We start from the raw sequence: 23850 nt of genomic DNA on the forward strand, positions 1-23850 counted from the left end.
TTTTTTATTAGCTTTTAACGCTGTAATTACATTGATACCAGGCTTTCATTAATCCAGGCAGGCGGCTTTCCTGCGGCTTAATGGGTTCCACCTTATCAAAACCACGCTCTTCGCAATAATGTTCTACATCTTGTTCCATCGCGGTTTTGTTTACCTTGTCAGGATCGAAACGATACAAAACGCTATTTACCGCCGGGTCTTCGCCGACTTTTTCAAAGGCACCTGGTTTGCCGGATGTACAGCCTACCGACAGCAGAACAGCAAGCGCTAAAGCGCCAGTCATTATTTTTTTCATCTTAACTCCTTACTTCGCCGCCGCATCATACTTGAGCGACATCACGACGCCATCGGAAAAAGCCACATTTGCGATTTTTTTAAAATGCTTTGCAATATTTTACCGATTGAATCGATTCAGGATGCCATGTAGCGCCAGGCGAAAATGAATGCGAATATAGCTCCAGACACAGCGACATGTCTGCACGACACCAGGTTTTTTATTTATAATTACAAAGATTTACAGCCCGCGGCGAGCGGGCTTTTTTTTGCGCTACATTCAGGCTGCGAAGGGAATTATACGTAAAGCCGCGGTACGGAAATTAACCTGAAGTGCCGTTATTATGAGACGGCACCGCTAATCAGCCCGCACATCTACCAGCACCGGACAGCTGGCCCGTTCGATCACGGCCGCGCTAACCGAGCCTTTAAGCAGGCGGTTAAAGGAAGAGAGATGGCGTCGTCCCATAATGATCATAGCGGCACCCATTTCGCTGGCATGCGCGACGATAGTTTCGGCAGACTCTCCTGCCAGTACGCGTCCCGTGGCGCGAACGCCTGCCTTTTGCAACGCTGCCAGGGCCTGCCGAACCGCCGCTTCTGCCGTATTTTGCTCATCCTGTGCGCTGCCAAAATCGCCGGGATCTTCGCCTGCCTCAATAACGTAATCGCCGATGGTGCTGGCATAGCTGGCATCGACACAACATAAAACCACCACGTCCGCATCAAGCGCGTGCGCCTGCTCCGTTGCCAGAGAAACCACTTTGCGCGCCAGCGCCGAGTTATCAACCGCCACTAATAGCTTTTTCATTTGCCACTCCTGTTAGTCACGTAAGGCCGCTTTGCCAATCTCGTCCACCAGGGCTTCTTTGCACTTTAAGATCTCTGCGCGATAGAGCGCCTCGTGCTTTTGAAAACGGGTAGAAGGCACCAGTAAGCTGACAGAAAAGCGTCCCAGTATGGTATCGATAGCCACTGCCATAGTAGAAATTCCTTCCAGCGTTTCGCCACGATCGTAAGACACGCCGGTGCGACGAATCTCCTGCAGCCGCTCCAGTAAATCAGGAAACGCCTTAACGGTGAGCTCGGTCATCGCTTCATAAGCGTCGCCGACCAGCGCCCTTGCCTCTTCATCGCTGTCCAGCGCCAGCAGCGCCCTGCCGCCGGAGGTGCTGTAAAGCGGCAGATTCAGCCCGATGCGCGGCACCACGCGCAATTCACGATCGGCAACCACGTAATGCACGATGGCCAGCTGTAAGCCACTGGCGCGCGCCAGGGAAACCGTTTCGCCCGTCGCATCGCTTAGCGCCTGTAGCCAGGGTTGCGCAATCGCCACGACGTCAGTATGCACGCTGGCAATCAGCCTTAGCAGCGCCGGGCCAAGCCGCACGCCTCCTGCGCCCTGAGTACGCACCAGCTGCACGGAATCCAGCGCGCTTACGATGCGCTGCACGGTCGAGCGCGGCAAATCGACGGCCTGCGCTATCTCTCCCAGGCTCATGCCGTTGGGGCTGTCGCCCAGGGCATCCAGAATTTTAGCCGCGCGCGAGATAACCTGGATACCGCCGGTACGCTCTTCGTCACGTAAAGCTGCAGGGTCAGACATAAGATCTCCTTCCTTGTTGATGGCGATACTGTAGCACTCTTTTTTCACGCGCCGTATCACATTGCAATACAGTGCATCAGCATGTAATATCAGCGGCGAATGTACCACAATGCAATACAGTGCATCACTCTATCTTTTCTTTGCGGAGCACCTGCTATGACTGCTCAACCCGCAGCACCCCAACCCCATCCTTTTACCCTGCGTCTTGCGCTGGGCCTGGTGGGCGTGTTGATTGCTGCGTTGACTTCCGGATTAAACGATCGCGTTACCGATCTGGCGCTGGCCGACGTGCGCGCCGCCATCGGGTTTAGCTACGACCAGGCTAGCTGGATAACCTCGGTCTATCAGGCTGCTGAAGTGGCGGCGATGATGATTGCGCCCTGGTTTGCCGTCACCTTTTCGCTGCGCCGCTTTGCGCTGGTGGTTGCCTTTGGTTTCGCGCTTACCGGCGCGCTACAGCCCTATGCCGCCACGCCCGCGCTGTTTATCGGCCTGCGCGTTATTCAGGGACTGTTTGGCGGCGCGTTGCCGCCGCTGTTGATGACCGTCGCCCTGCGCTTTTTGCCACCGACTATCAAGCTGTATGGCCTGTCGGCCTATGCCCTGACCGCCACTTTTGGCCCAAACGTTGCCGCTTCGCTGGCCGCTTTCTGGACCGATGCCGTCGGCTGGCAGTTTGTTTTCTGGCAGGTTATTCCGCTGATGCTTATCGCCAGCGTGCTGATCGGCTGGGGGCTGCCGCAGGATCCGACGCGGCTGGAACGTTTTAAGCAGATGGACTGGTTCGGCATGCTGACCGGCTGTAGCGGTATTGCGCTGATGATATTAGCGCTGTCGCAGGGCGAACGCCTGGACTGGCTGAATTCCCCGCTGATTATTGGCATGCTGCTCTCTTCCGTCGCGCTTTTGGTGGTTTTCTTTATTAACGAATGGTCGCATCCGCTGCCGCTGTTTAAATTGCAGCTGCTGCAGCGCAAAAACTTGACCCACGGGCTGCTGGTGCTGGCCGGCGTGCTGCTGGTAGCGCTTTCCGGCTCGGCGTTGCCTTCGGCCTATTTTGGTCAGGTGGAAGGTTTTCGTACCGTGCAGTTTGCCCCGCTGGCGCTGACTATCGGTCTGCCGCAGCTGCTAATCGCCCCTTTTATGGCTTTCCTGCTTAACCTGCGCTGGATTGACTGCCGCTGGATGCTGACCTGCGGCGCGGCGTTGCTTAGCGTCTCCTGCCTGATGGGTATGCAGCTAACCGATGAGTGGGCCAGGCAAAATTTCTGGCTGATCCAGATTCTGCAGGCGTTTGGCCAGCCGATGCTGATCCTGCCGGTGTTGATGAGCGCCACCAGCGTGGTCCTGCCGCCGGAAGGCCCTTATGCTTCGGCCATGTTTAATACCGTGCGCGGCTTCTCCAGCGTGGCGGCAGGCAGCCTGGTGGAGAATTTTTTAACCCATCGGGAAAAATTTCACTCGCATAACCTGGTGGACCAACTGGGCAATCGTCCCTGGCTGATGACAGCGGATAATTCTGCCGGCGCTTCGGTGATGCAGCCGTTGCTGCCGGACGGTTCGGTCAGCTCGGTAGAAAACCTGAGCCGCTTCGCCACGCTGCTGAAGCACCAGGCGGTGATCCTTAGCATTAGCGACGCCTACCTGCTGATTATCGCTTTCGCTCTGCTGCTGGTGCTGCTGACCGCCTGGCTGCCTAAACGCGTCTGGCCGCCGCAAACCCTTATTCAATCTAAAGCCACGAGATAATAATGATGAGCTTCACACCTGCCAAAAGAACCTTAACGCTAGCCGTGCTGCTGGCGGTCCTGCTGGGGATTGCCTTTTTCGTCTGGTCGGCCATGAGCCGTCATCAGGCCCGTACCGACGATGCCGTGGTAACCGCGGATTACACCTCAATTGCGCCAAAAGTGTCCGGCTATATTCGTACCGTAAACGTCGGTGATAACCAGCAGGTTAAAGCGGGCGATACGCTGGCAACGATTGATGACAGAGATTACCGGGTTGCGCTGGAAACGGCCGAGGCTAACCTGCAGGTCAGCCAGGCGAAATTAACCAGCGTGCAGGCACAGCTTGAACAGCAGCAGGCGACGATTGCGCAAAATGATGCCGCCGTTGCTGCCAGCCAGGCGACATTAAACTATGCCGGACAGAATGCCGAACGCTATCGCCGCCTGTTGAAAAGCGGCACTGCCACCGCCGATGAACAGCAAAAAACCAGCGCTTCAATGCAGGAAGCGGCCGCGCAGCTGCGCCAGAGCCAGGCCGCGGCGCTGGCCGCCCGTAAAGAAGTGGGCGTACTACAGGCCAGCCTGCGCCAGGCCCAGGCGGATATCGCCGCTTCAAAAGCCAACGTCGATCAGGCCCGGCTGAACCTCTCCTATACCGTCGTTACCGCCCCCGTTGACGGTGCCGTCGGCCAGCGCTCTGCCCGCCGTGGTGCCTGGGTTTCTGCCGGTACGCGCCTGATGGCCGTGGTGCCTTTGCAGCAAACTTACGTGGTAGCGAATTTTCTGGAGACCCAGTTGACCAACGTGCACCCTGGCCAGCCCGTTACTCTCAGCGTCGACGCGCTGCCTGACGTAACGCTGCACGGCCACGTTGACAGCATAGCGCCCGCCACCGGCTCTACCTTCGCCGCCATCACCGCCGATAACGCAACGGGCAATTACACCAAGGTTGCGCAGCGTCTGCCGGTGAAAATTTTGCTGGAGCCGGGCCAGGCTGCGCTGACGCGTCTGAAGGTGGGCATGTCGGTCGTACCCGAAATTAGTGACTGAAAACAGAGATGATTCCTGGCAGAGACGGCTTTATTTTGCCGTAAAGAGCGGGTAAATTAGCGGACGATCCCGTGGGCTTTCAGGGCCTTTGCCACACGATAAGGCGTGCTGCACAAGGATCGCCGCAGTCGTTAACCGCTCAGAGGAGTTTTTTGGTGAAATATGCGTTAATGGGCATCTCTTTTCTGTTTCTGGCCTGGGTTGGCACCTTCTATCTGATGCTGTAAAGCGGCCAGAGCAAGAGCGGGCAGGCAAGGCGCCTGCCCTTTTATTATCCTTCAGGCTAAACCGCTTATCCCGCCGCCTCTTCATTTTTCAGCGTGCCCGGCAAAATGCCGTCGGCGCGGAACATCGCTTTAATCCCTCTGACCGCCTGACGAATACGGTCGCTGTTTTCAATCAGCGCAAACCGCACGTGCGTGTCGCCGTAGTCGCCAAAGCCCACGCCTGGCGAAACGCAGACTTTTGCTTCCTGTAACATGTGTTTGGCAAACTCCAGCGATCCCATGTGTGCATAGTGAGCGGGGATTTTCGCCCAGACATACATGGACGCCTTCGGCAATTCCACCATCCAGCCAGCCTCATGCAGCCCTTTTACCAGCACGTCACGGCGCTGTTTGTACTGCTGAGCGATATCGCGTACGCACTGCTGATCGCCCTCAAGCGCGGCGATGGCCGCCACCTGCAATGGCGTAAAGGTGCCGTAATCGTGATAGCTTTTAATTCTTGCCAGCGCGGCCACCAGCTCTTTGTTGCCCACCATAAAGCCAATACGCCAGCCCGCCATATTGTAGCTTTTAGAGAGGGTAAAGAACTCTACGGCCACGTCGCGAGCGCCCGGAACCTGCATGATCGAGGGCGCTTTCCAGCCGTCGTAGACGATATCGGCATAGGCCAGATCGTGGATAACCAGCACGTTATACTGTTTGGCCAGCGCGATAACGCGTTCAAAAAAGTCCAGCTCCACGCACTGCGCCGTCGGGTTTGAAGGGAAACCCAGGATCATCATTTTCGGTTTTGGATAGCTTTCCCGAATGGCGCGTTCCAGCTCGTTAAAGAAATCTACGCCTTCCACCAGCGGCACGGATCGCACCTGAGCGCCCGCAATCACAGCGCCATAAATATGAATGGGGTAGCTTGGATTGGGTACCAGCACGGTATCGCCATGATCGAGCGTGGCCAGCATCAGGTGCGCCAGCCCTTCTTTCGAGCCGATGGTGACGATGGCTTCTGACTCCGGATCGATGTCGACCTGGTAGCGGTCGGCATACCAGCGCGAAATGGCGCGACGTAAACGAGGTATACCGCGCGAGGTAGAATAGCCATGCGTATCTTCGCGCTGGGCGACCGCGCAAAGCTTTTCGACAATATGAGGCGGTGTAGGTCCATCCGGGTTACCCATGCTGAAATCGATAATATCTTCGCCACGACGACGCGCGGCCATTTTCAGTTCGGCCGTGATATTAAAAACATAGGGAGGAAGACGTTCGATACGGGAAAAACGGCGTGCGGAGCTGATGTCAGCCATAGAGACCTCTTAACGTTTGCGCCCGGAACCGTCCGAGCGACGCTGACCAGAAACTGGTCGAACAATGAACATAGCGCACAAGCGGTAAGGCTGTCGAGCCGTTTTAATCCGAAGCCAGTTTGCCGAACAGCCAGTCATTAACCCACTGACCGCGCAGCAGATAATTTTCTCGCAGCGTGCCCTCCAGCCGGAAGCCGTTTTTTTCCAGCACGCGCCGTGAAGCCCAGTTGCCCTCCACAACCTGCGCTTTGAGCTTGTGAAAGCGGCTTTCTGCAAGCAGCCAGTCGCTCAGCGCGCCCACTGCCTCTGTCCCGTAGCCTTTGCCGATATGCTGGCTCAGGAGCGAATAGCCGACTTCTGCCTGTCGCCACGGCGACCATTCCGCATTGGCGCCAATCAGGCCAATCGACTCATGACTCTCTTTCAGCCGTATAGTCAGGCAAAGCATATGCAGGCTGGTCACTTGCCAGGGCTGTAGCCGCGTTTGAAAGCGCTGGCGAATGTCAGCCAGCTGCGGAATGGCGCTGATAAACTGCATGCTGACCGCATCGCTGTGTACCTGATGAAACAATGACCAGTCATCTGGCTGAAGTAACGTCAGCCGCAATCTTTCGGTGGTGAGTTGCATCTTCGCCTCAAAAGCCGGTTCCGTTTTCTTATCAGTCCTGCTTTCCGGCGTAAACAGGGCCTTTTGCATCTGGAAAATATCCTGTAGCACGGCGATAAAGTAAAGCGACGGCGGGCGCAAAAAAACCATCCCCTTTTTGTTACCAGGATTTCCTCATTTGTGATAAAAAAACGCTATGTCGTTATTCCCTTTCACTTTTAATCATTAATCACGACAAAATTGATCCAGATGGGCACGGCGCGCGCACTTGCCTGGCACATTCCGCTCGCTTTCCTTATGATGAAGCCCACTTTTCTTTAACAGCCGAGGCGTGCCGTGCATCCCGTATTTGAAATGCTGCTGGCGGTATTAGATCGCGCCGCGTTAATGCTTATCTGCCTGTTTTTTATGACGCGTATCCGCCATTTTCGTCAGCTATTGCAAAAGGATGAGCATTCGCGTCAGGAGCTGATGGCGGTAACGGCGATTTTCTCTTTATTCGCGCTGTTCGGTACGTGGAGCGGCATTAACGTTGACGGCTCGCTGGTTAACGTACGTACCATCGCCATTATGTCCGGCGGCATTCTGTTTGGGCCGTGGGTTGGCATTGCCACCGGCGTGATTGCCGGGCTGCACCGTTTTTTAATCGATATTCACGGCGTTACCTCCGTTCCCTGCCTGATAACCAGCATTATCGCCGGTTTTGCCGCGGGCTGGATCAATCTGCGGGTGCGTAAAGAAAAGCGCTGGAGCACGGGTATTATTGGCGGCATGCTGTGCGAGTCGCTGACCATGATATTGATTCTACTGTGGGCGCGGCCGCAGGCGCTGGGCCTGGCCATTGTGGAAGAGATTGCCGTGCCGATGATCCTGGGCGCGGTCAGCATTGGGCTTATCGTACTGCTGATCCAGAGCGTCGAAGGCGAAAAAGAGGCCATCGCTGCCAGGCAGGCTAAGCTGGCGCTGGATATCGCCAATAAAACGCTGCCGCTGTTTCGTCAGGTTAACAGCCACTCTCTGCGCAAGGTTTGTGAAATTATCCGTGATGATATCAACGCCGATGCCGTGGCTATTACCAATAAAAACCAGATTCTGGCCTATATTGGCGTCGGCGAGCAAAATTACCGGGAAGGCGATGACGGCATTAGCCCAACGACGGCCAGAGCGATTGCCAACGGCGAAATTATTATCAGAAACAACGATGAGGCGCACCGCACGCCGGAAATTCATTCGATGATCGTCATTCCGCTACGGGAGAAGGGCGAAGTCACCGGCACGCTGAAAATTTACTACCGCCACGCGCACCGTATTACATGGTCACTGCGGGAAATGGCCGTCGGCCTGTCACAGATTATTTCTACGCAGCTGGAAGTTTCGCGCGCGGAACAGCTACGGGAAATGGCCAATAAAGCGGAACTCCGCGCGCTGCAAAGTAAAATTAATCCCCATTTTCTGTTTAACGCGCTGAACGCTATTTCCTCTTCTATTCGTATTAATCCGGACACCGCTCGCCAGCTGATCGGCAACCTTGCGCGCTATCTGCGCTATAACCTGGAGCTGAACGACGACGAAATTATCGATATTAAAAAAGAGCTTTATCAGATCAAAGATTATATCGCTATTGAACAGGCGCGTTTTGGCGACAAGCTGACGGTTATTTATGAAATTGACGAAGACATTAATTTTTCACTGCCCAGCCTGCTGATCCAGCCGCTGGTCGAAAACGCCATTGTGCACGGCGTTCATCCCTGCCGCGGCAAAGGCGTGGTGACGATTAGCGTAAAAGATTCCGGCGACCGCATTCGCATTGCCGTGCGGGATACCGGCAACGGCATCAGTGAAGAAGTGGTGCAGCGCGTGGAGCGTAACGAGATGCCGGGCAACAAGATTGGTTTGCTTAACGTCCACCACCGCGTAAAGCTGCTGTACGGTGAAGGGCTGCATATCCACCGCTGCAATCCGGGTACGGAAATCGCCTTCTATATCAGTAAAAACGGGGCGATTTTGCCCGAGCGCGTCTCGCTAACGGCTTAATGCTGTTGCAGGCTTAAGAGTACGGTGTCAACAGCCTACGGCCTGACGCCGTTTTGACCAGGAAAACGATGTGAAAGCCATCATAGTGGAAGATGAATTTCTGGCGCAGCAGGAGCTGAGCTGGCTGATCCGCCAGCATAGCCAGATCCAGATTGAAGCAACCTTTGACGACGGTCTGGACGTGCTGAAATACCTGCAAAACCACCAGCCGGACGTGATTTTTCTGGATATTAATATTCCCTCGCTGGACGGCGTGCTGCTGGCGCAAAACATCAGCAAGTTTGCCCATCGGCCGCTGATTGTTTTTATCACCGCCTACAAGGAGCACGCCGTAGAAGCGTTTGAGCTGGAGGCGTTTGACTATATCCTTAAGCCTTACCACGAGATGCGCATTATCACTATGCTGCGCAAGGTGGAAAACACGTTGCAGCAGGCGACGCAAGGCAGCGTCGACGGCCCGCGTAGTCAGGTGCATACCATTAACCTGGTGAAAGACGAACGCATCATCGTGACGGACATCAACGATATTTATTATGCCGAAGCCCACGAGAAAATGACGTTTGTGTATACGCGGCGGGAAGAGTACGTGATGCCGATGAATATAACGGAGTTTTGTAGCCGGTTGCCTGATGAGGCTTTTTTTCGCTGCCACCGTTCCTACTGCGTCAATCTGAGCAAGATCCGCGAGATAGAGCCCTGGTTTAACAACACCTATATGCTTAAGCTGCGCGACCTGGACTTTCAGGTGCCGGTCAGCCGCAGCAAGGTGAAAGATTTCCGCCAGCTGATGCGGTTATAGATTGCGGCACGGCTGGTCGGTCGTTCGACGCCTCGCCAGATAAAACAAAGGCCGGAAAATCCGGCCTTTACTTTACAGAATGCTGCCCAGCGTCTGGCGCAGATGCGCCCCGGCGCCCAGCAGGCCTGGCTTATCGTGGGTGATCAGATAAACCGGGATATTCTGCACGTAGTCTTTGAAGCGGCCTTTGTCTTCGAACGCGGCGCGGAAACCGGAAGCTTTAAAGAATTCCAGGAAGCGCGGCACGATACCGCCAGCGATATAAACGCCGCCGAAAGTGCCCATCGTCAGCGCCAGGTTGCCGCCAAAACGTCCCATAATCACGCAGAACATGGCCAGTGCACGACGGCAATCGGTGCAGCTGTCATCCAGCGCGCGCTGCGAAACGTCTTTTGGCTTTAAGTTTTCCGGCACGCGCTGGTCGGCTTTGACAATAGCGCGGTAAAGGTTAACCAGACCCGCACCGGAAAGGATACGCTCGGCTGAAACATGGCCCAGCTCGGCGCGTAACACTTCCAGGATCATATCTTCTTCGTCGCTGTTAGCGGCGAAATCGACGTGACCGCCCTCGCCCGGCAGGCTAACCCAGCGCTTATCCACATGCACCAGATGCGCCACGCCCAGACCGGTTCCGGCACCGTAAACGGCAACCGGCTTATCCTTGACCGGCGAAGTGCCGCCGAACTGCATGACGTCCTGCTCGCTCAGCATAGGAATGGCCATCGACACGGCGGTAAAGTCGTTGATGATCTCCAGATGCTCAAAACCCAGGTTCGCTTTCATTTTGCTGGTGGAAAAAGCCCAGTCGTGATTGGTCATTTCAACCCAGTCATCGGTAATTGGGCAGGCGATGGCGATGCAGCCATCCGTGACATCCTGCTGCTGCTCGGCAAGATAAAAACGGATGACGGCCTCAAGGCTATCGTAGTCTGCTGTGGAGAACGTTTTGGCTTGTGAGATAGCACCGTTCTCAACTTCACACAGTGCCAGGCGCGCGTTGGTGCCGCCTACATCACCTACCAAAGCATACTTAGTCATTATTGTTTTGCTCCGCTTACGTCATATGTACACACTATAAATTTCCCCCACTCAAACAACAACGCCCACCCGGCAAAAGGTGACGCCGCAACCGACTACCTTACCTGCACTGGCGGCAGTTTCCCACGGGCATCAATCTGAATCTGTTAGTAAAGCCAACATTTCAGGATGCGTTGCGCTCGTGAAGCGCCGTCGTCACCGCTTTTAACAGAGGCGGCACGTCAAGCTGCGGCAGCATAACCTCCACCAGCGAGAGACGCGAGGTCTGTTCAATCACTTTCATCACTTCCTGCAATTGGGCAGTCTCTGTTACTCGCCAGCTTTGCGCCTGGCACTGTGCGCTGAACGCCTGCGGTAGCTGCGTCCAGTTCCATGCGGCTATATCATTGTAGCGCTGCCGCTCGCCGTGGATGGCCCGCTCTACAGTATAACCCTCATTATTGAGCACAAAGATGACAGGCTTCAGGCCATCGCGCAGCATGGAGCCCAGCTCCTGAATCGTCAGCTGCGCAGACCCATCGCCGCTCAGCAGGATCACGCGGCGCTCAGGGCAGGCAATCTGTGCGCCCCATGCGGCGGGCAGCGTAAAGCCTATCGATCCCCACAGCGGCTGGCAGAGGAAAGTGACGTTATCGGGCAGGCGTAGCGCCGCCGCGCCAAACGCCGTGGTTCCCTGATCGGCCAGTACAATGTCGCCAGGCCGCAAAAAATCCTGCATAGCGTGCCAGAAGCCGTTTTGCGTCAGCGCGCCGTCCGCACAGTCGACAAGCGCCGGAGGTTGTGCGCCAGCATTATGCCAGTCGCGACCGTAGCGTTTTGTTAATCGATGCAGCGCCGCGACGGCATCCTTCATCGCCAGCTGCGTAAACTGTTGGCTGCCTATGCGGCTAACGTAAAGACCAACATCAATATTACGCAAGGAATCAATTTGCTGGGTAAAGCCCGCTGTGATGGTATCCGTCCAGACTGCGCCAACGGTGATAATGACATCGCACTGTTCAATTATCGGTTGCGTATCCCCCGCGCTGGCCGCTCCGGCATAGGTGCCAACAAAGCCTTTCTGCTGTTCCGGCAACACGCTTTTACCCATCAGCATGGTGGTAAAAGGCAGCGGGACGTCCGTGACCCACTGTTTTAGCGCATCGCGCAATCCGACACGATCTGCCAGAAAATCAGCAAGTAGCGAAACGCTTTTCGCTTTCGCCAGCAAGGCTTCCGCCGCTGCGGTAAAAGCGTCCAGGCTGCTTTGCAGCGATTCCGGCCGGTATGAAAGCGAACCTTCAGGCGGCGCTATCTCTGCTTCTGCCACGTCAGTCGGCAAAAAGAGGTAAACGGGACGGTGTTCACGCAGAGCGGTAATCAACAGCCTGTCGATTTCTGCCGCGGCGTTCTCTCTGCTCAGGATGGCCTGCGCTACGGTAACTTCGCGCGCAACGCGCACAAAATGGGTAAAATCGCCGTCGCCCAGCGTATGGTGCAGCAGCAGTTTTTCCGCCTGCGCCGCGCTGGATGGCGCGCCAACAATATGGATAACCGGCAGATATTCCGCATAGCTACCGGCCACGCCATTTAGCGCGCTTAACTCACCAACGCCAAAAGTGGTCAGCAACGCCGCCGCGCCGCGACAGCGCGCGTAGCCGTCGGCAGCATAGGCCGCGTTCAGCTCGTTGCTGCTACCCATCCATCGAATGTCTTCACTGGCAATAACATGATCCAGAAATTGCAGGTTGTAGTCGCCAGGCACGCCAAACAGATGAGCAATACCGACCTGCTGCAGCCGGGTTAACAGATAATCGCCAACGGTGATGTTTTGCATAACGGTTCCCTTAAGGTGTGCATTCCCTTGAGTATTGCTGATTTTTTCAGCGCCATTGGTAATGTGTCGCCAGAAAAAGTGGCAAGGAAACGTGCCGCCCGGTGCTTTTCCTTAAGTTGCGATCTGTCACGCGCTCCGTTTCGGTGTAAACGTATACACTACTATGCTTATTTAGCTTTTAACCCTGAACCCGGGAGTTTTCATGGTTTACCAGCCTGACGCAAAACGTTACCAGACAATGAGTTATCATCGTTGCGGCCATAGCGGACTAAAGCTGCCGGCCGTTTCGCTCGGCCTGTGGCACAACTTTGGCGACAGCACCCTGGTGGAAAACAGCCGCACGCTGTTACGACACGCCTTTGACCAGGGCATCACGCATTTCGATCTTGCCAATAACTACGGGCCACCGCCGGGTTCGGCAGAAGAGAACTTTGGCCGTATCCTGCGTCAGGATTTCCACTCGCTGCGCGACGAGCTGATCATCTCTTCTAAAGCGGGCTATACCATGTGGGATGGTCCTTATGGCGACTGGGGCTCGCGTAAGTATCTGATCGCCAGCCTTAACCAAAGCCTGAAAAGAATGGGGCTGGACTATGTCGATATTTTTTATCATCACCGTCCGGATCCGGAGACGCCGCTGGAAGAGACCATGACCGCACTGGATCATCTTGTGCGTCAGGGCAAGGCTCTCTACATCGCGCTTTCTAACTACCCGGCCGAGCTGGCGGCAAAAGCTATCGCTATCCTGCAGCAGCTGGGAACGCCCTGCCTGATCCACCAGCCCAAATATTCCCTGTTCGAACGCGCGCCGGAAAGTGGGCTGCTGGATGTTTTGCAGCAGCAGGGCGTTGGCTGTATCGCTTTTTCCCCGCTGGCGGGCGGCGTGTTAACCGATCGCTATTTGCAAGGCGTGCCGGAAGATTCGCGCGCGGCCAGCGGCAGCAAATTTCTGAGTAGCGAGCAGCTCACGCCGGAAAAAATGGAAAAGGTTCGCCAGCTGAATGAACTGGCGCAGCAGCGCGGACAGAAGCTTTCGCAGATGGCGCTGGCATGGGTGTTGCGCGGCGGTCGCGTAACGTCAGTGTTGATTGGGGCCAGCAAAACCAGTCAGATTGATGACGCTATCGGCATGCTGGCGCAGCGCGATTTTAGCCAGGCCGAGCTGGAGCGTATTGACGCGATTCTGGGCTAGCCCTTATCCGCCGCGCAATGCGGCGATTTTGCTGGCCGACATGGCTGCTAACACTTTTCTGACGCTTTTAAGAGTTTCCCAGGCGAAATCGTAACGTTCTCTTTATAATACTGGCACCAGGGCGGCGCAGTTCTGCCGCCGATAAGGAGAGAAAATGAAACGTTTACTGCTTGTTGCCACCTTGCTGGCAAGTTTATCGCCGTTGGCGATGCACACAGCCTATGCCGACAGCGCCCGCATTGTGCTGGCACCTGGCGTTTCGCTGCATTTAGGCGATCGCGATCGTCATGGACGCTACTGGGACGGCGGCCGCTGGCGCGACGGTCGCTGGTGGCGTAATAACTATCGCTACAACGAAGGTCGCTGGTGGCGTCACGAACAGTGGCGTCGCCATGAAGAAATGCGGCATCGTCAGCAGTGGCGGCACGACCGTGAACGTCATCGGGAATGGCGTCACGAGCATGACCGCCGTCCGCCACCGCCGCCACGCTGGTAGAAACAAAAAGGGCGCTCGTTGAGCGCCCTTCTCTTTTGTGCCGCGATTAGAGCCCTTTGGCCATTTCGATCAGCAGGTAAAAATTTAGCGCGACGACAATGACTACGATGACTTTGCCCATCCACTGCATCAGGCGGGAATTCACCATATCCCCCATCATCTTGCGATTGCCGGTAAAGGAAAGCAGCGGGATCAGCGCCAGCGCGATACCAAAGCTAAGCAGTACCTGGCTCATGACCAGAATCTTTGTTGGTTCCCAGCCTGCCAGAATCACGATAAAGGAAGGCAGCATGGTTACCACGCGGCGAACCAGCAGTGGAATGCGGATATGGATAAAGCCCTGCATCACTACCTGACCCGCCATTGTCCCCACCACGGTGGAAGAAAGCCCCGCGGCCAGCAGGCTCAGTCCAAAGACCAGCGCTGCCGCACGACCCAGCAAGGGATCGAGCGTCAAATAAGCCTGGTCCAGCTCGGCAATGCCGGTATGGCCGCTAAAGTGAAAAGCTGCCGCTGCCGTCGCCATCATCGCCAGGTTAACAAAGCCCGCGATAGTCATCGCAATCGCCACGTCCAGCTTGGTGGAAGAATAGCGTTCAGCGCGGCTACCGCCGTCAGGGTTTTGCGTCAAAGATGAGTGCAGATAGATAACGTGCGGCATGATGGTCGCGCCCAGTACGCCAGCGGCCAGCAGCACCGCATCCGCAGTGGGCAGTGAAGGCACCGCGACGCCCTGCAATAAGTCCATGACCTTTGGCTGCGAGAAAAACAGCTCGATCACATAGGCCGCCGCTACAAACAGCAGCAGGCCACCAATGACCATCTCCAGCGGCTTCTGACCCCGGCTTTGCAGCATTAAAATCAGAAAGGTGACGACGCCGGTCAGCACCGCGCCCTGTAGCAAACTTACGCCAAAAATAAGCTTAAAACCGATGGCCGCGCCGATAAATTCCGCTAGATCGGTCGCCATAGCAATGATTTCTGCCTGTACCCAGTAAAACCAGACGGCAGGACGAGGAAAGCGGTCGCGAATATGCTCCGCCAGGTTTTTGCCTGTCGCAATGCCCAGCTTGGCCGACATCAGCTGGATCACCATCGCCATAATGTTGGCCCAGACCACTACCCACAGTAGCTTGTAGCCGTAGGAAGCGCCCGCCTGAATATTGGTCGCAAAGTTGCCGGGATCGATATAGCCGATCGCTGCAATAAAGGCTGGCCCCATCAACGCAAATTTAATTTTACGGGAACTTCGGACCGTTTGCTCCGCCGCGCGGCCTTCAAACATAGTCATACCCCTTAATACACCTGAGAAGAGCATTGTTATTCAAATGATAATGATTTTCAATATCATTTAATCTGGTTAAACTTATCGCTGTGATAGCCTACGCTAAAAAGTATAGCCATTGCTATACTTTCAGGCAAAGCTTTCCGTGACTAAAATGTAAGCAATAAATGTACTTTAGGTTAAAAAAGATTCCCCCACAAGCTGGCGGGTGTTTTTTTAAACAGTACTGGAACGTGATCGGAAAGCAAATTGTCCATTTAAGACGATAGGAATTTATTATATTGAGGCTTTAGTCTCGTTTTTCTGCAACTTGTTACATAGAATGTGCAGCGAAATATAACAGCCTTCAAATTTGGAGCATCCATGTCCCACATTCTGCATTTTGCACTGGCATTGGTGGTGGTGACGCTGCTGGCCTTACTGGTCAGTAGCGATCGTAAAAGCATCCGCGTGCGTTTTATTATACAGCTTCTGGTTATTGAAGTTTTACTGGCCTGGTTCTTCCTGAATTCAGAAGTGGGTCTGGGCTTCGTAAAGGGATTTGCCGGCTTCTTCGACAAGCTGCTGGGGTTTGCCGCGCAGGGAACCAGCTTCGTCTTTGGCAATATGAACGACAAAGGCCTGGCGTTCTTCTGGCTTAACGTGCTTTGTCCTATTGTCTTTATCTCTGCCCTGATCGGTATTTTGCAGCACTTCCGTATTTTACCCGTTGTCATTAGGGCGATCGGAACAGTGCTTTCTAAGGTCAACGGCATGGGTAAACTGGAATCTTTTAACGCGGTAAGCTCGCTGATTTTGGGACAATCAGAAAACTTTATCGCCTATAAAGATATCCTGGGCAAAATGTCGCAGCGCCGCATGTACACGATGGCGGCCACGGCGATGTCGACCGTTTCGATGTCCATCGTCGGTGCCTACATGACCATGTTGCAGCCTAAATACGTGGTGGCGGCCCTGATCCTGAATATGTTCAGCACCTTTATTGTCCTGTCGCTGATCAACCCTTACCGCATCGAAAGCGAAGAAGATTTAAAGCTGAACGATCTGCATCAGGGCCAGAGCTTCTTTGAAATGCTGGGTGAATATATCCTTGCCGGTTTCAAAGTGGCCGTGATCGTGGCGGCAATGCTGATTGGTTTTATCGCGCTAATCTCCGCCATTAATGCGCTGTTTGACACCATTTTTGGTATCAGTTTCCAGGGCGTGCTGGGCTACGTGTTTTATCCGTTTGCATGGGTCATGGGCGTACCGTCTGCTGAAGCGCTACAGGTTGGCAGTATCATGGCTACCAAGCTGGTGTCTAACGAGTTTGTGGCGATGATGGATCTGCAGAAGATTGCCGCCACGCTGTCGCCACGCGCTGAAGGTATTCTGTCGGTCTTCCTGGTCTCCTTCGCTAACTTCTCCTCAATCGGTATTGTGGCCGGTGCCATTAAAGGCCTGAATGAAGAGCAAGGTAACGTGGTATCGCGTTTTGGCCTCAAGCTGCTTTACGGCTCTACTCTGGTCAGCGTGCTGTCCGCTTCTATTGCCGGTTTAGTGCTGGGCGGCTAATAGCTGTTTCGTTTACTGTTCAGCGAAAGGCGAACCTCCGGGTTCGCCTTTTTTGCAGCGGTCGCTTTAGTTAACCGCCCGTTACTCCAGCGGCACCTGCAGATGGTCGCGCAGCGTCTTGCCCTGATAATCTTTTCTGAACGCACCGCGCTTTTGCAGTTCCGGCACCACGTAATCGGCAAAATCATGCAGCGACGCGGGCATATCCGCCGGCATCAGCACAAAGCCGTCGCAGGCTTTGCTTTCCACCCACTCAATCATTTCGCTGGCGATGCTTTCCGGCGTCCCCACCAGCACCGGAAAGGAAGCGCTGGCCGCATAGCTTTTTGCCACCTCCGCCAGCGTTTTCCCTTGCCTGCGGGCTTCGTTAATCACGTACTCAAAACGGCCTTTACTGCCGCTGATGGCATCAAATATGTCGGGGAACAGCGCGTCGGGATCGTGTTGGGAAAGATCGTAATTCATGCTGGCAGACATAAAGCTCAGCCCGGCCAGCGGATTGACCAGCTCATCCAGCTGGCGGCGCTTCTCTTCCGCTTCCTGCTGCGTAGCGCCGACAATCGGCATGATGCCCGGCAGAATTTTACAGGCCTGCGGCAAACGACCTTGCGCCGCCATCGCCGTTTTGAACTGTTGGTAAAACTGCTGCGCCCTTTCCCGTTCCGGCTGCACGGTAAAAATAACTTCGGCCACGCGCGTGGCAACCTCTTTGAAATCCTGGGATACGCCAGCCAGAATTTGTACCGGCCTGCCCTGCGGCGAAGCGGCTACCGTCAGCGGGCCTTTGATTTGAAAATGTTCACCCGCAAAACGGGTATAGCTGACCTTATCCGGCCGGGCATAAATGCCACTCTCTTTGTCGGCCACCAGCGCATCCGGCTGCCAGCTGGCCAGCAGTTGATGAACTGCATCAATAAATTCGCCAGCCCGCTTGTAACGCTCCTGGTGTGCCAGGTGCCGGGTGCGGCTGAAGTTTTTTGCCTCGCCATCGTTAGTGGACGTCACCGCATTCCAGGCCATGCGTCCGGCGCTGAAATGATCCAGCGTGGCGATGGTACGTGCGGCATGAAAAGGTTCGCCGTAGGTGGTGGAAAGCGTGCCGCCAAGGCCAATACTGTGGGTAAACAGGCTGAGCGCCGTCAGCAGCGCCATCGGCTCCGGTCGCGCATAGCCGGGACGGTACTGTACCGTTGTGGTGATATCGCTGCCGTAAATATCATCGATAGACAGCTTGTCGGCGATGAAAGCAAAATCAAACTTTGCCTCTTCCGCTTTTTTTACCAGCCTGAGCCAGGTATCAAGCGCCATAGGATCGTGATTTTGCGCAGCGGGATGACGCCATCCGCCCGCGTGCAGCCCGGTATCGCTAAGATAAAGCGCCAGATGCATACTACTTCTCCTGCGCCAGGCCAAGGTCGATAAACGTCGTGGCCCGGAGCGGCTGCGGGATCAGGCCGTTTTTAACATACAGATCGGCAGTATTTTGCTGTACGGCTAAGACCTGCTGCTGATTGCTGACCACGGTATTCACCTCCCGTTGCACTTTCGACAGCGCCACCTCCTGCGGAATGCGCAGCAGTTTACCGATCATGGTTGCATAAGCTTGTGGATGCTGTTCTCCCCATGCTCGGGCGCGCGTCAAACGCTGGCTAAAGTCGCGCAGCTCGGCGCTTTTCGCTGCGATAGCCTGATTGCTGGCTATCAAATAGTTCAGCGCCGGATAGTCTTTGCCATCGGCAATAATCTCCGCCCCGGACTGATGGGTAGCGAACGAAACGTAGGGTTCCCAGGTGGAAACCGCATCTACGCCGCCCTGATCGAGTACCAGCGTTGCCTCAGCAGGCGTAGTGAACACAAAGTTGACCTTATCGGCAGCAACGCCCGCCTTCAATAAAGCCTGTAACGCCAGGTTATGGCCGGAGGAGCCTTTCACCGTGGCGATACGTTTTCCAGCCAGGTCGCGAACAGAATGAATCGGGCTGCCTTTTTTAACAATAATGGCGTTACCGGCATACTTTGTGGCCAGAATGCCTTTGGCATCCAGTCCGGCGGCCACCGCAAAGGTTAGCGGCGCATCACCTACCGATCCGGCGTCAATCGATCCGGCGCGCATCGCTTCCAGCAGCGGTGCGGCGTTGGCGAACTCATGCCAGTCCAGCGTATAAGGTAAATTATTCAGTTCACCAGCGGCTTGCAGAATTGCCCTGGCGTTCCCGCGCTGGTCGCCAACGGACAGCGTGTTAGCCGCGAAGACCGAAAAAGAGAACAAGCTTAATAAGGTAAGAGAAGTAAGGCGCAGCATCACAGAGTCCCGAATGATAAAAAATGAGACTAGCATTGCTTTTTTCCGATCCAAATGTCCGTTTTGTACAATGTTTATGCAGAAAAAGACTATTCCCGCCATAGCTGATTTTCAGCTTTGCTCAGCAGATTTATGAATTTCACAGCTAACGTCTCTGAACGTAGGGTTTTCTTCAGCACGCCGGTTTGGCAGCCCTCACTTCGGAGAACTCCCCATGAGCATTCAGTTTCTTGGCATGATTGGTCATCGTCTGGCCTCAGAGATCATTGCGCCCAGCGGTCCCCTTTTTAACAAGCAGTATATTGCTGACTTTGCCCGCGCGCATGAAGATGCCGGCTTCGACCGTATTCTGGTTGGCTATTGGTCGGATCAGCCCGATGGTTTTCTGGTTACCGCACACGCGGCCGCGCATACCTCTAAAGTAAAGTTTTTGCTGGCGCACCGTCCGGGATTTGTTTCACCGACGCTGGCCGCTCGCAAGCTGGCAACGCTGGATCAGCTAACCGATGGTCGACTGGCGGTACATATCATCAGCGGCGGCAATGATGCCGAGCAGCGTCGCGATGGCGATTTTCTGAATAAAGAGGAACGCTATGCGCGTACCGATGAATTTCTGGAAGTATTAAGAACCAGCCTGACGTCCGACCAGCCTTTCGATCATCAGGGCAATCTTTACCAGGCCGAGCAGGCTTTTTCTGCGGTTAAACCGCTACAGGCTCAGCTGCCAATTTATTTTGGCGGTTCATCACCGGAAGCCATCGCCGTGGCGGCTAAACATGCCGACGTTTTTGCCCTGTGGGGAGAACCGCTGGCCGGTGCCGCCGAAACGGTGCGTACCGTGCGTGCCGCCGCCGCGCGCCATGGCCGCCAGATTGGTTTTAATATCTCCTTCCGCCCGATTATCGCCGCCACCGAAAAAGAGGCATGGGAAAAAGCGGAATATATTCGTGAAACGGCGCGCCAGAAGCTGCTGGCCAACGGCCACGACTTTGGCCTGCCAAAACCGCAGAGCGTGGGGGCAGAACGGCTGTTCGCCGCCGCTAATGAAGGCGACAGGCTGGATAAGAACCTCTGGACCGGCATCGCCAAACTGGTTGGCGGCGGCTACAACTCTACCTCGCTGGTCGGCACGCCGGATCAGGTCTCTGATGCGCTGCTGGACTATTACAATCTGGGCATTGAAAGCGTGCTGATCCGCGGTTTCGATCCGCTGAACGACGCGCTGGAGTATGGCAAAGAGCTTATTCCGTTAACGCGCGAAAAAGTTGCGGCCCGCCGTATCGCAAGGAGTGCCTGATGCGTTTGCGTTTGATCGCTGCCGTGCTGCTTTCGGTAATAGCGGGCACCACCTCGGCGGCGGAAAAAGTCACGCTGCGGCTGGGCGATGTTAAAGGGGATCGTTTTATCTCTTTACGCGAGTCCGGCGAGCTGAAAAACTTGCCCTATGATTTGAAACTTACCTCTTTTGATTCCGGCGCACCGGTGCAGGAAGCACTAAACGCTGGCGCGCTGGACGTCGGTTTTACCGGCGACCTGCCGTTTTTATTTGTCTATGCGGCAGGTGCGCCGGTGAAGGCCGTCGGTGCGTGGCAAAATAATCCTGACAGTATTGCGCTGCTGACGCGCCCGGACAGCGGTATCCATAGCCTGAAGGATTTAAAAGGTAAGCAGATTGCCGTTAATCGCGGCGGCTGGGGACATTATCTGGTGCTCGGCCTGCTTGAGCGCGCCGGATTAAAACCTTCCGACGTCACGCTGCGTTTTCTTGGTCCGGTCGACGGTCGTGCGGCGCTGGCCAGCCATGCGGTTGATGCCTGGGCTACCTGGGAGCCTTATGTTTCTTCGGCCGTCATCGTCGATAAAGATATCCTGGTGCCGCAAGGCGGCGGGAAAGGCATTCTGTCTGGCTACTCCTATGCGCTGGCGCGTGAAGAAGCATTAAAGGATCCGGCCAAACGTCAGGCTATTGCCGATTTACAGGCGCGGCTGGCTAAGGCACAGGTGTGGGCGGCACAACATCCGGCAGAGTTTGCCAGCGCGCTCAGCAAGTCGCTGGGCATGCCGCAAAGCATTACGCAGCGCTGGATCGCCAGCGCAGAAATTCGTCCGGTAAACTTTACGCCCGTGCTGGCGACGACGCTCCAGCAGTCCGCTGATTTTTTCTACAGGTACAAAGTGTTGCCCAAAGCGGTAAACGTACATCAGGCGTTTGATTATCGTTTGTCGCAGCAGGCTAACCAGGTCGCCACAGGTCAAACTTTAGCCACAACGGGTAAGCAACAACCGTTATCTGGTCAGGAGAGCCCCCATGAGTGAACCGCAACATCATCGCCTGCGTGACTTTGTGGGTAGTCTGGCAGAGCTGCTGGAAACAAAACCAGCGGAGCGCGATCTCCTGCAGCAGGGTAGCCTGCTTCTTAAGCAGCTTATTCGCCATGATGACTGGCTTCCAGAGCCTTTTACCCAGCCCAGCCCGCAGCGCTATCAGCAATATTTACTGCACGCCGACGCGCTCCAGCGCTTTTCGGTGGTAAGCTTTGTCTGGGGAGCAGGACAGTCTACGCCGATCCACGATCATCGCGTCTGGGGCCTGATTGGCATGCTGCGCGGCGCGGAAATTTCACAGAATTATGAGCGTGATACGCAAGGGCGACTTTATGCCGCAGGCGAGCCCGTGACGCTCAACCCCGGCGATGTGGAAGCCGTCTCGCCTGACGTCGGTGATATTCATCGCGTCAGCAATGCTTTCGCCGATCGGACCTCTGTCAGTATTCACGTTTACGGCGGCAATATTGGGGCGGTAAAGCGCGCCGTATTTGCAGAAGATGGTAGCGAAAAACCCTTTATCTCCGGCTATAACAACGCTTACTTACCAAATATCTGGGATCTCTCACATGGCTGAACACTCATTTTCTCTGCGTCACTATAGCGATATTCGCTATGCCCTGTTACAGCGTCAGGAAATTGCGCTGGTGGATGTGCGGGAAGAGGCTTACTACGCTGAAGGCCATCCGCTGTTTGCCGTCAATATTCCGCTGTCGAAGCTGGAATTCGAAGTATTGAACCGCATTCCGCGCCTGGCTACGCCGGTAACGGTTTATGACAACGGCGAAGGGCTGGCGCAGGTTGCGGCGGCTCGTCTGCAGGCCATTGGCTATAGCAATGTCGCACTGCTGGCCGGTGGTTTGGCAGGCTGGCGTGAAGCGGGCGGCGAAATCTTTATCGATGTGAATTCGCCGAGTAAAGCCTTTGGTGAGCTGGTAGAAGCACGTGCGCATACGCCATCGCTGCCCGCGCAGGAAGCCAACGCGCTGCTGCAAAGCGGCGAGCCGGTTGTGGTGCTGGACAGTCGCCGCTTTGATGAATACCAGACCATGAGCATTCCGGGCAGTATCAGCGTTCCCGGAGCCGAACTGGTGCTGCGCGTCAGGGATCTTGCGCCTTCTCCCGAAACCAAAATCATTGTGAACTGCGCCGGACGCACTCGCAGCATTATCGGCACGCAGTCACTGGTTAATGCGGGCATCCGCAATCCGGTTTATGCGCTCAGAAACGGTACTATCGGCTGGACGCTGGCAGGCCTTGATCTGGAACATCAGCAAAGCCGCCGTTACAAGGAAGTCAGCGAAACCGCGCTGGTGCAGGCCGCCCGCAGCGCCAGAGAGGTTGCCGACCGCGCTGGCGTCAAGCAGATTACCCTTGCTGAACTGCATGCGCTGCAACAGCAACCGCGCACGGTTTATCTTTTTGATGTCCGCGATGCGGAAGAATACGCTCAGGGCCATTTGCCCGGCTCCCGTCACGTTCCCGGTGGGCAACTGGTTCAGGAGACCGATCACTATGCAAGCGTGCGCGGCGCGAAAATAGTGCTGATTGACGATAAAAAAGTGCGTGCCGATATGAGCGCCTCGTGGCTGGCGCAGATGGGCTGGGACGTAGCGGTATTGGACGCCAGCGCAGACGATTTTACCGCCAGCGGCGACTGGGCGCGCGTTGTACCGCCGTTGCCTGCGCAACAGGAAGTCACGCCCGCGCAGCTGGCGGAGTGGCTGAAGGCTGGCGATACGCAGGTGCTGGATTTTACTACCAGCGCGAACTACGTGGCGGCTCACATTCCCGGCGCGGCATGGCTTCAGATCGCCCTGCTCACCTTAACAGGTAAAACGGCGCTGCCGGAAGCGCAACGCTATGTGGTGACCTGCGGCAGCAGCCTGCTGGCCAGCTACGCCGTTGAGGAGCTTTCCGCGCTGACCGGAAAACCGGTGTTCGTTTTAAAAGGCGGCAATACGGCCTGGAAAGCGCTCGGCCTGCCGGTTGAACAGGGTGAAACACGGTTACTGCAGCAAAGAGACGACCGCTACCGACGTCCCTATGAAGGCACCGATAATTCGGCAGAAGCGATGCAGGCTTATCTGGACTGGGAGTATGGCCTTGTCGCCCAGCTGGATCGCGACGGCACCCACGGCTTTAACGTGATTGCGCCTTAACTTTATCGGGCCGTTTTACGACGTAAGTCGGCCCGATTTCTGATAAATCTACC

General features: G+C 55.5%; 22 protein-coding genes. 12 read left to right on the forward strand and 10 right to left on the reverse strand.

All coding sequences use genetic code 11. From position 1 onward, the window contains the following. Window positions 1-7: 7 nt before the first annotated feature. The 3 genes from KUE00_RS20640 to KUE00_RS20650 all read right to left on the reverse strand — a co-directional run bounded on the left by KUE00_RS20640 (window position 8) and on the right by KUE00_RS20650 (window position 1879). A complete protein-coding gene (locus KUE00_RS20640) occupies window positions 8-295 on the reverse strand; it encodes a hypothetical protein (RefSeq protein WP_246762106.1) in 288 nt (95 codons plus the stop codon). 336 nt (window positions 296-631) lie between these two features. Continuing rightward, on the reverse strand, window positions 632-1084 hold the full coding sequence (locus tag KUE00_RS20645) for a universal stress protein (RefSeq protein WP_246762108.1): 453 nt from the start codon (window positions 1082-1084) through the stop codon (window positions 632-634). A 12-nt stretch (window positions 1085-1096) separates the two neighbouring features. Continuing rightward, window positions 1097-1879: an IclR family transcriptional regulator gene (locus KUE00_RS20650; RefSeq protein ID WP_246762109.1), complete on the reverse strand. Its 783-nt coding sequence runs from the start codon at window positions 1877-1879 to the stop codon at window positions 1097-1099. Between the two features lie 156 nt (window positions 1880-2035). On the opposite strand from KUE00_RS20650, the gene KUE00_RS20655 reads away from it, so the two are divergent. The 3 genes from KUE00_RS20655 to ypdK all read left to right on the forward strand — a co-directional run bounded on the left by KUE00_RS20655 (window position 2036) and on the right by ypdK (window position 4886). Further along, window positions 2036-3628 (forward strand): MFS transporter, encoded by a 1593-nt coding sequence (locus KUE00_RS20655; protein WP_246762111.1) that lies wholly within the window; start codon window positions 2036-2038, stop codon window positions 3626-3628. A 5-nt stretch (window positions 3629-3633) separates the two neighbouring features. Next, on the forward strand, window positions 3634-4659 hold the full coding sequence (locus tag KUE00_RS20660; protein WP_246762154.1) for an HlyD family secretion protein: 1026 nt from the start codon (window positions 3634-3636) through the stop codon (window positions 4657-4659). Window positions 4660-4814: 155 nt separating this feature from the next. Then, entirely contained in the window at window positions 4815-4886 is a 72-nt protein-coding gene (gene ypdK / locus KUE00_RS21905; RefSeq protein WP_246762156.1) for a membrane protein YpdK, read from the forward strand. 65 nt (window positions 4887-4951) lie between these two features. On the opposite strand, the gene alaC is transcribed toward ypdK, so the two are convergent. Next, window positions 4952-6187 carry an alanine transaminase gene (gene alaC / locus KUE00_RS20670; protein ID WP_246762113.1) on the reverse strand — a complete coding sequence of 412 codons (1236 nt, stop codon included), beginning with the start codon at window positions 6185-6187 and terminating at the stop codon, window positions 4952-4954. 103 nt (window positions 6188-6290) lie between these two features. Then, window positions 6291-6815 (reverse strand): GNAT family N-acetyltransferase, encoded by a 525-nt coding sequence (locus KUE00_RS20675; RefSeq protein ID WP_246762158.1) that lies wholly within the window; start codon window positions 6813-6815, stop codon window positions 6291-6293. Between the two features lie 333 nt (window positions 6816-7148). On the opposite strand from KUE00_RS20675, the gene KUE00_RS20680 reads away from it, so the two are divergent. Both KUE00_RS20680 and KUE00_RS20685 read left to right on the forward strand, forming a co-directional pair. Continuing rightward, entirely contained in the window at window positions 7149-8828 is a 1680-nt protein-coding gene (locus KUE00_RS20680; RefSeq protein ID WP_281434711.1) for a LytS/YhcK type 5TM receptor domain-containing protein, read from the forward strand. A 70-nt stretch (window positions 8829-8898) separates the two neighbouring features. After that, complete coding sequence (locus KUE00_RS20685; protein ID WP_246762116.1) at window positions 8899-9627, forward strand: LytR/AlgR family response regulator transcription factor; 729 nt, start codon at window positions 8899-8901, stop codon at window positions 9625-9627. 72 nt (window positions 9628-9699) lie between these two features. On the opposite strand, the gene glk is transcribed toward KUE00_RS20685, so the two are convergent. Both glk and KUE00_RS20695 read right to left on the reverse strand, forming a co-directional pair. Then, window positions 9700-10665: a glucokinase gene (glk, locus tag KUE00_RS20690; RefSeq protein ID WP_246762118.1), complete on the reverse strand. Its 966-nt coding sequence runs from the start codon at window positions 10663-10665 to the stop codon at window positions 9700-9702. 163 nt (window positions 10666-10828) lie between these two features. Continuing rightward, entirely contained in the window at window positions 10829-12481 is a 1653-nt protein-coding gene (locus KUE00_RS20695; protein WP_246762119.1) for an alpha-keto acid decarboxylase family protein, read from the reverse strand. A 202-nt stretch (window positions 12482-12683) separates the two neighbouring features. On the opposite strand from KUE00_RS20695, the gene mgrA reads away from it, so the two are divergent. Next, window positions 12684-13673 (forward strand): L-glyceraldehyde 3-phosphate reductase, encoded by a 990-nt coding sequence (gene mgrA, locus KUE00_RS20700; protein ID WP_246762121.1) that lies wholly within the window; start codon window positions 12684-12686, stop codon window positions 13671-13673. A gap of 154 nt (window positions 13674-13827) precedes the next feature. Next, the gene (locus tag KUE00_RS20705) at window positions 13828-14169 is read left to right on the forward strand and encodes a DUF2502 domain-containing protein (RefSeq protein ID WP_246762123.1); all 342 of its coding nucleotides are present in this window, start codon (window positions 13828-13830) and stop codon (window positions 14167-14169) included. A gap of 46 nt (window positions 14170-14215) precedes the next feature. Here the strand turns inward: KUE00_RS20705 and KUE00_RS20710 are convergent, their stop codons facing one another. After that, a complete protein-coding gene (locus tag KUE00_RS20710) occupies window positions 14216-15454 on the reverse strand; it encodes an Nramp family divalent metal transporter (protein ID WP_246762125.1) in 1239 nt (412 codons plus the stop codon). A gap of 363 nt (window positions 15455-15817) precedes the next feature. Between KUE00_RS20710 and KUE00_RS20715 the strand changes: the two genes are divergently transcribed. After that, window positions 15818-17008 carry a NupC/NupG family nucleoside CNT transporter gene (locus tag KUE00_RS20715; RefSeq protein WP_246762127.1) on the forward strand — a complete coding sequence of 397 codons (1191 nt, stop codon included), beginning with the start codon at window positions 15818-15820 and terminating at the stop codon, window positions 17006-17008. 81 nt (window positions 17009-17089) lie between these two features. On the opposite strand, the gene KUE00_RS20720 is transcribed toward KUE00_RS20715, so the two are convergent. Together KUE00_RS20720 and KUE00_RS20725 are read right to left on the reverse strand one after the other, a co-directional pair. After that, window positions 17090-18397 (reverse strand): LLM class flavin-dependent oxidoreductase, encoded by a 1308-nt coding sequence (locus KUE00_RS20720; RefSeq protein WP_246762129.1) that lies wholly within the window; start codon window positions 18395-18397, stop codon window positions 17090-17092. A 1-nt stretch (window position 18398) separates the two neighbouring features. Beyond that, window positions 18399-19310, reverse strand: coding sequence for an aliphatic sulfonate ABC transporter substrate-binding protein (locus KUE00_RS20725; RefSeq protein WP_246762131.1), 912 nt, complete (start codon window positions 19308-19310; stop codon window positions 18399-18401). Window positions 19311-19524: 214 nt separating this feature from the next. On the opposite strand from KUE00_RS20725, the gene KUE00_RS20730 reads away from it, so the two are divergent. Genes KUE00_RS20730 through KUE00_RS20745 form a run of 4 tightly spaced genes read left to right on the forward strand, consistent with a single transcriptional unit; the run spans window position 19525 to window position 23797 of the window. Continuing rightward, complete coding sequence (locus KUE00_RS20730; protein ID WP_246762133.1) at window positions 19525-20607, forward strand: LLM class flavin-dependent oxidoreductase; 1083 nt, start codon at window positions 19525-19527, stop codon at window positions 20605-20607. Then, window positions 20607-21626 (forward strand): ABC transporter substrate-binding protein, encoded by a 1020-nt coding sequence (locus KUE00_RS20735; protein WP_246762135.1) that lies wholly within the window; start codon window positions 20607-20609, stop codon window positions 21624-21626. The genes KUE00_RS20730 and KUE00_RS20735 overlap by 1 nt, the downstream gene beginning before the upstream one ends. Further along, window positions 21619-22212, forward strand: coding sequence for a cysteine dioxygenase family protein (locus KUE00_RS20740; protein WP_246762136.1), 594 nt, complete (start codon window positions 21619-21621; stop codon window positions 22210-22212). The genes KUE00_RS20735 and KUE00_RS20740 overlap by 8 nt, the downstream gene beginning before the upstream one ends. Continuing rightward, window positions 22205-23797 carry a rhodanese homology domain-containing protein gene (locus tag KUE00_RS20745; RefSeq protein ID WP_246762138.1) on the forward strand — a complete coding sequence of 531 codons (1593 nt, stop codon included), beginning with the start codon at window positions 22205-22207 and terminating at the stop codon, window positions 23795-23797. Before KUE00_RS20740 ends, KUE00_RS20745 begins: the two co-directional genes overlap by 8 nt. Window positions 23798-23850 lie beyond the last annotated feature (53 nt).

This window comes from Erwinia phyllosphaerae (assembly GCF_019132875.1).
Classification (GTDB): Bacteria; Pseudomonadota; Gammaproteobacteria; order Enterobacterales; family Enterobacteriaceae; genus Erwinia; species Erwinia phyllosphaerae.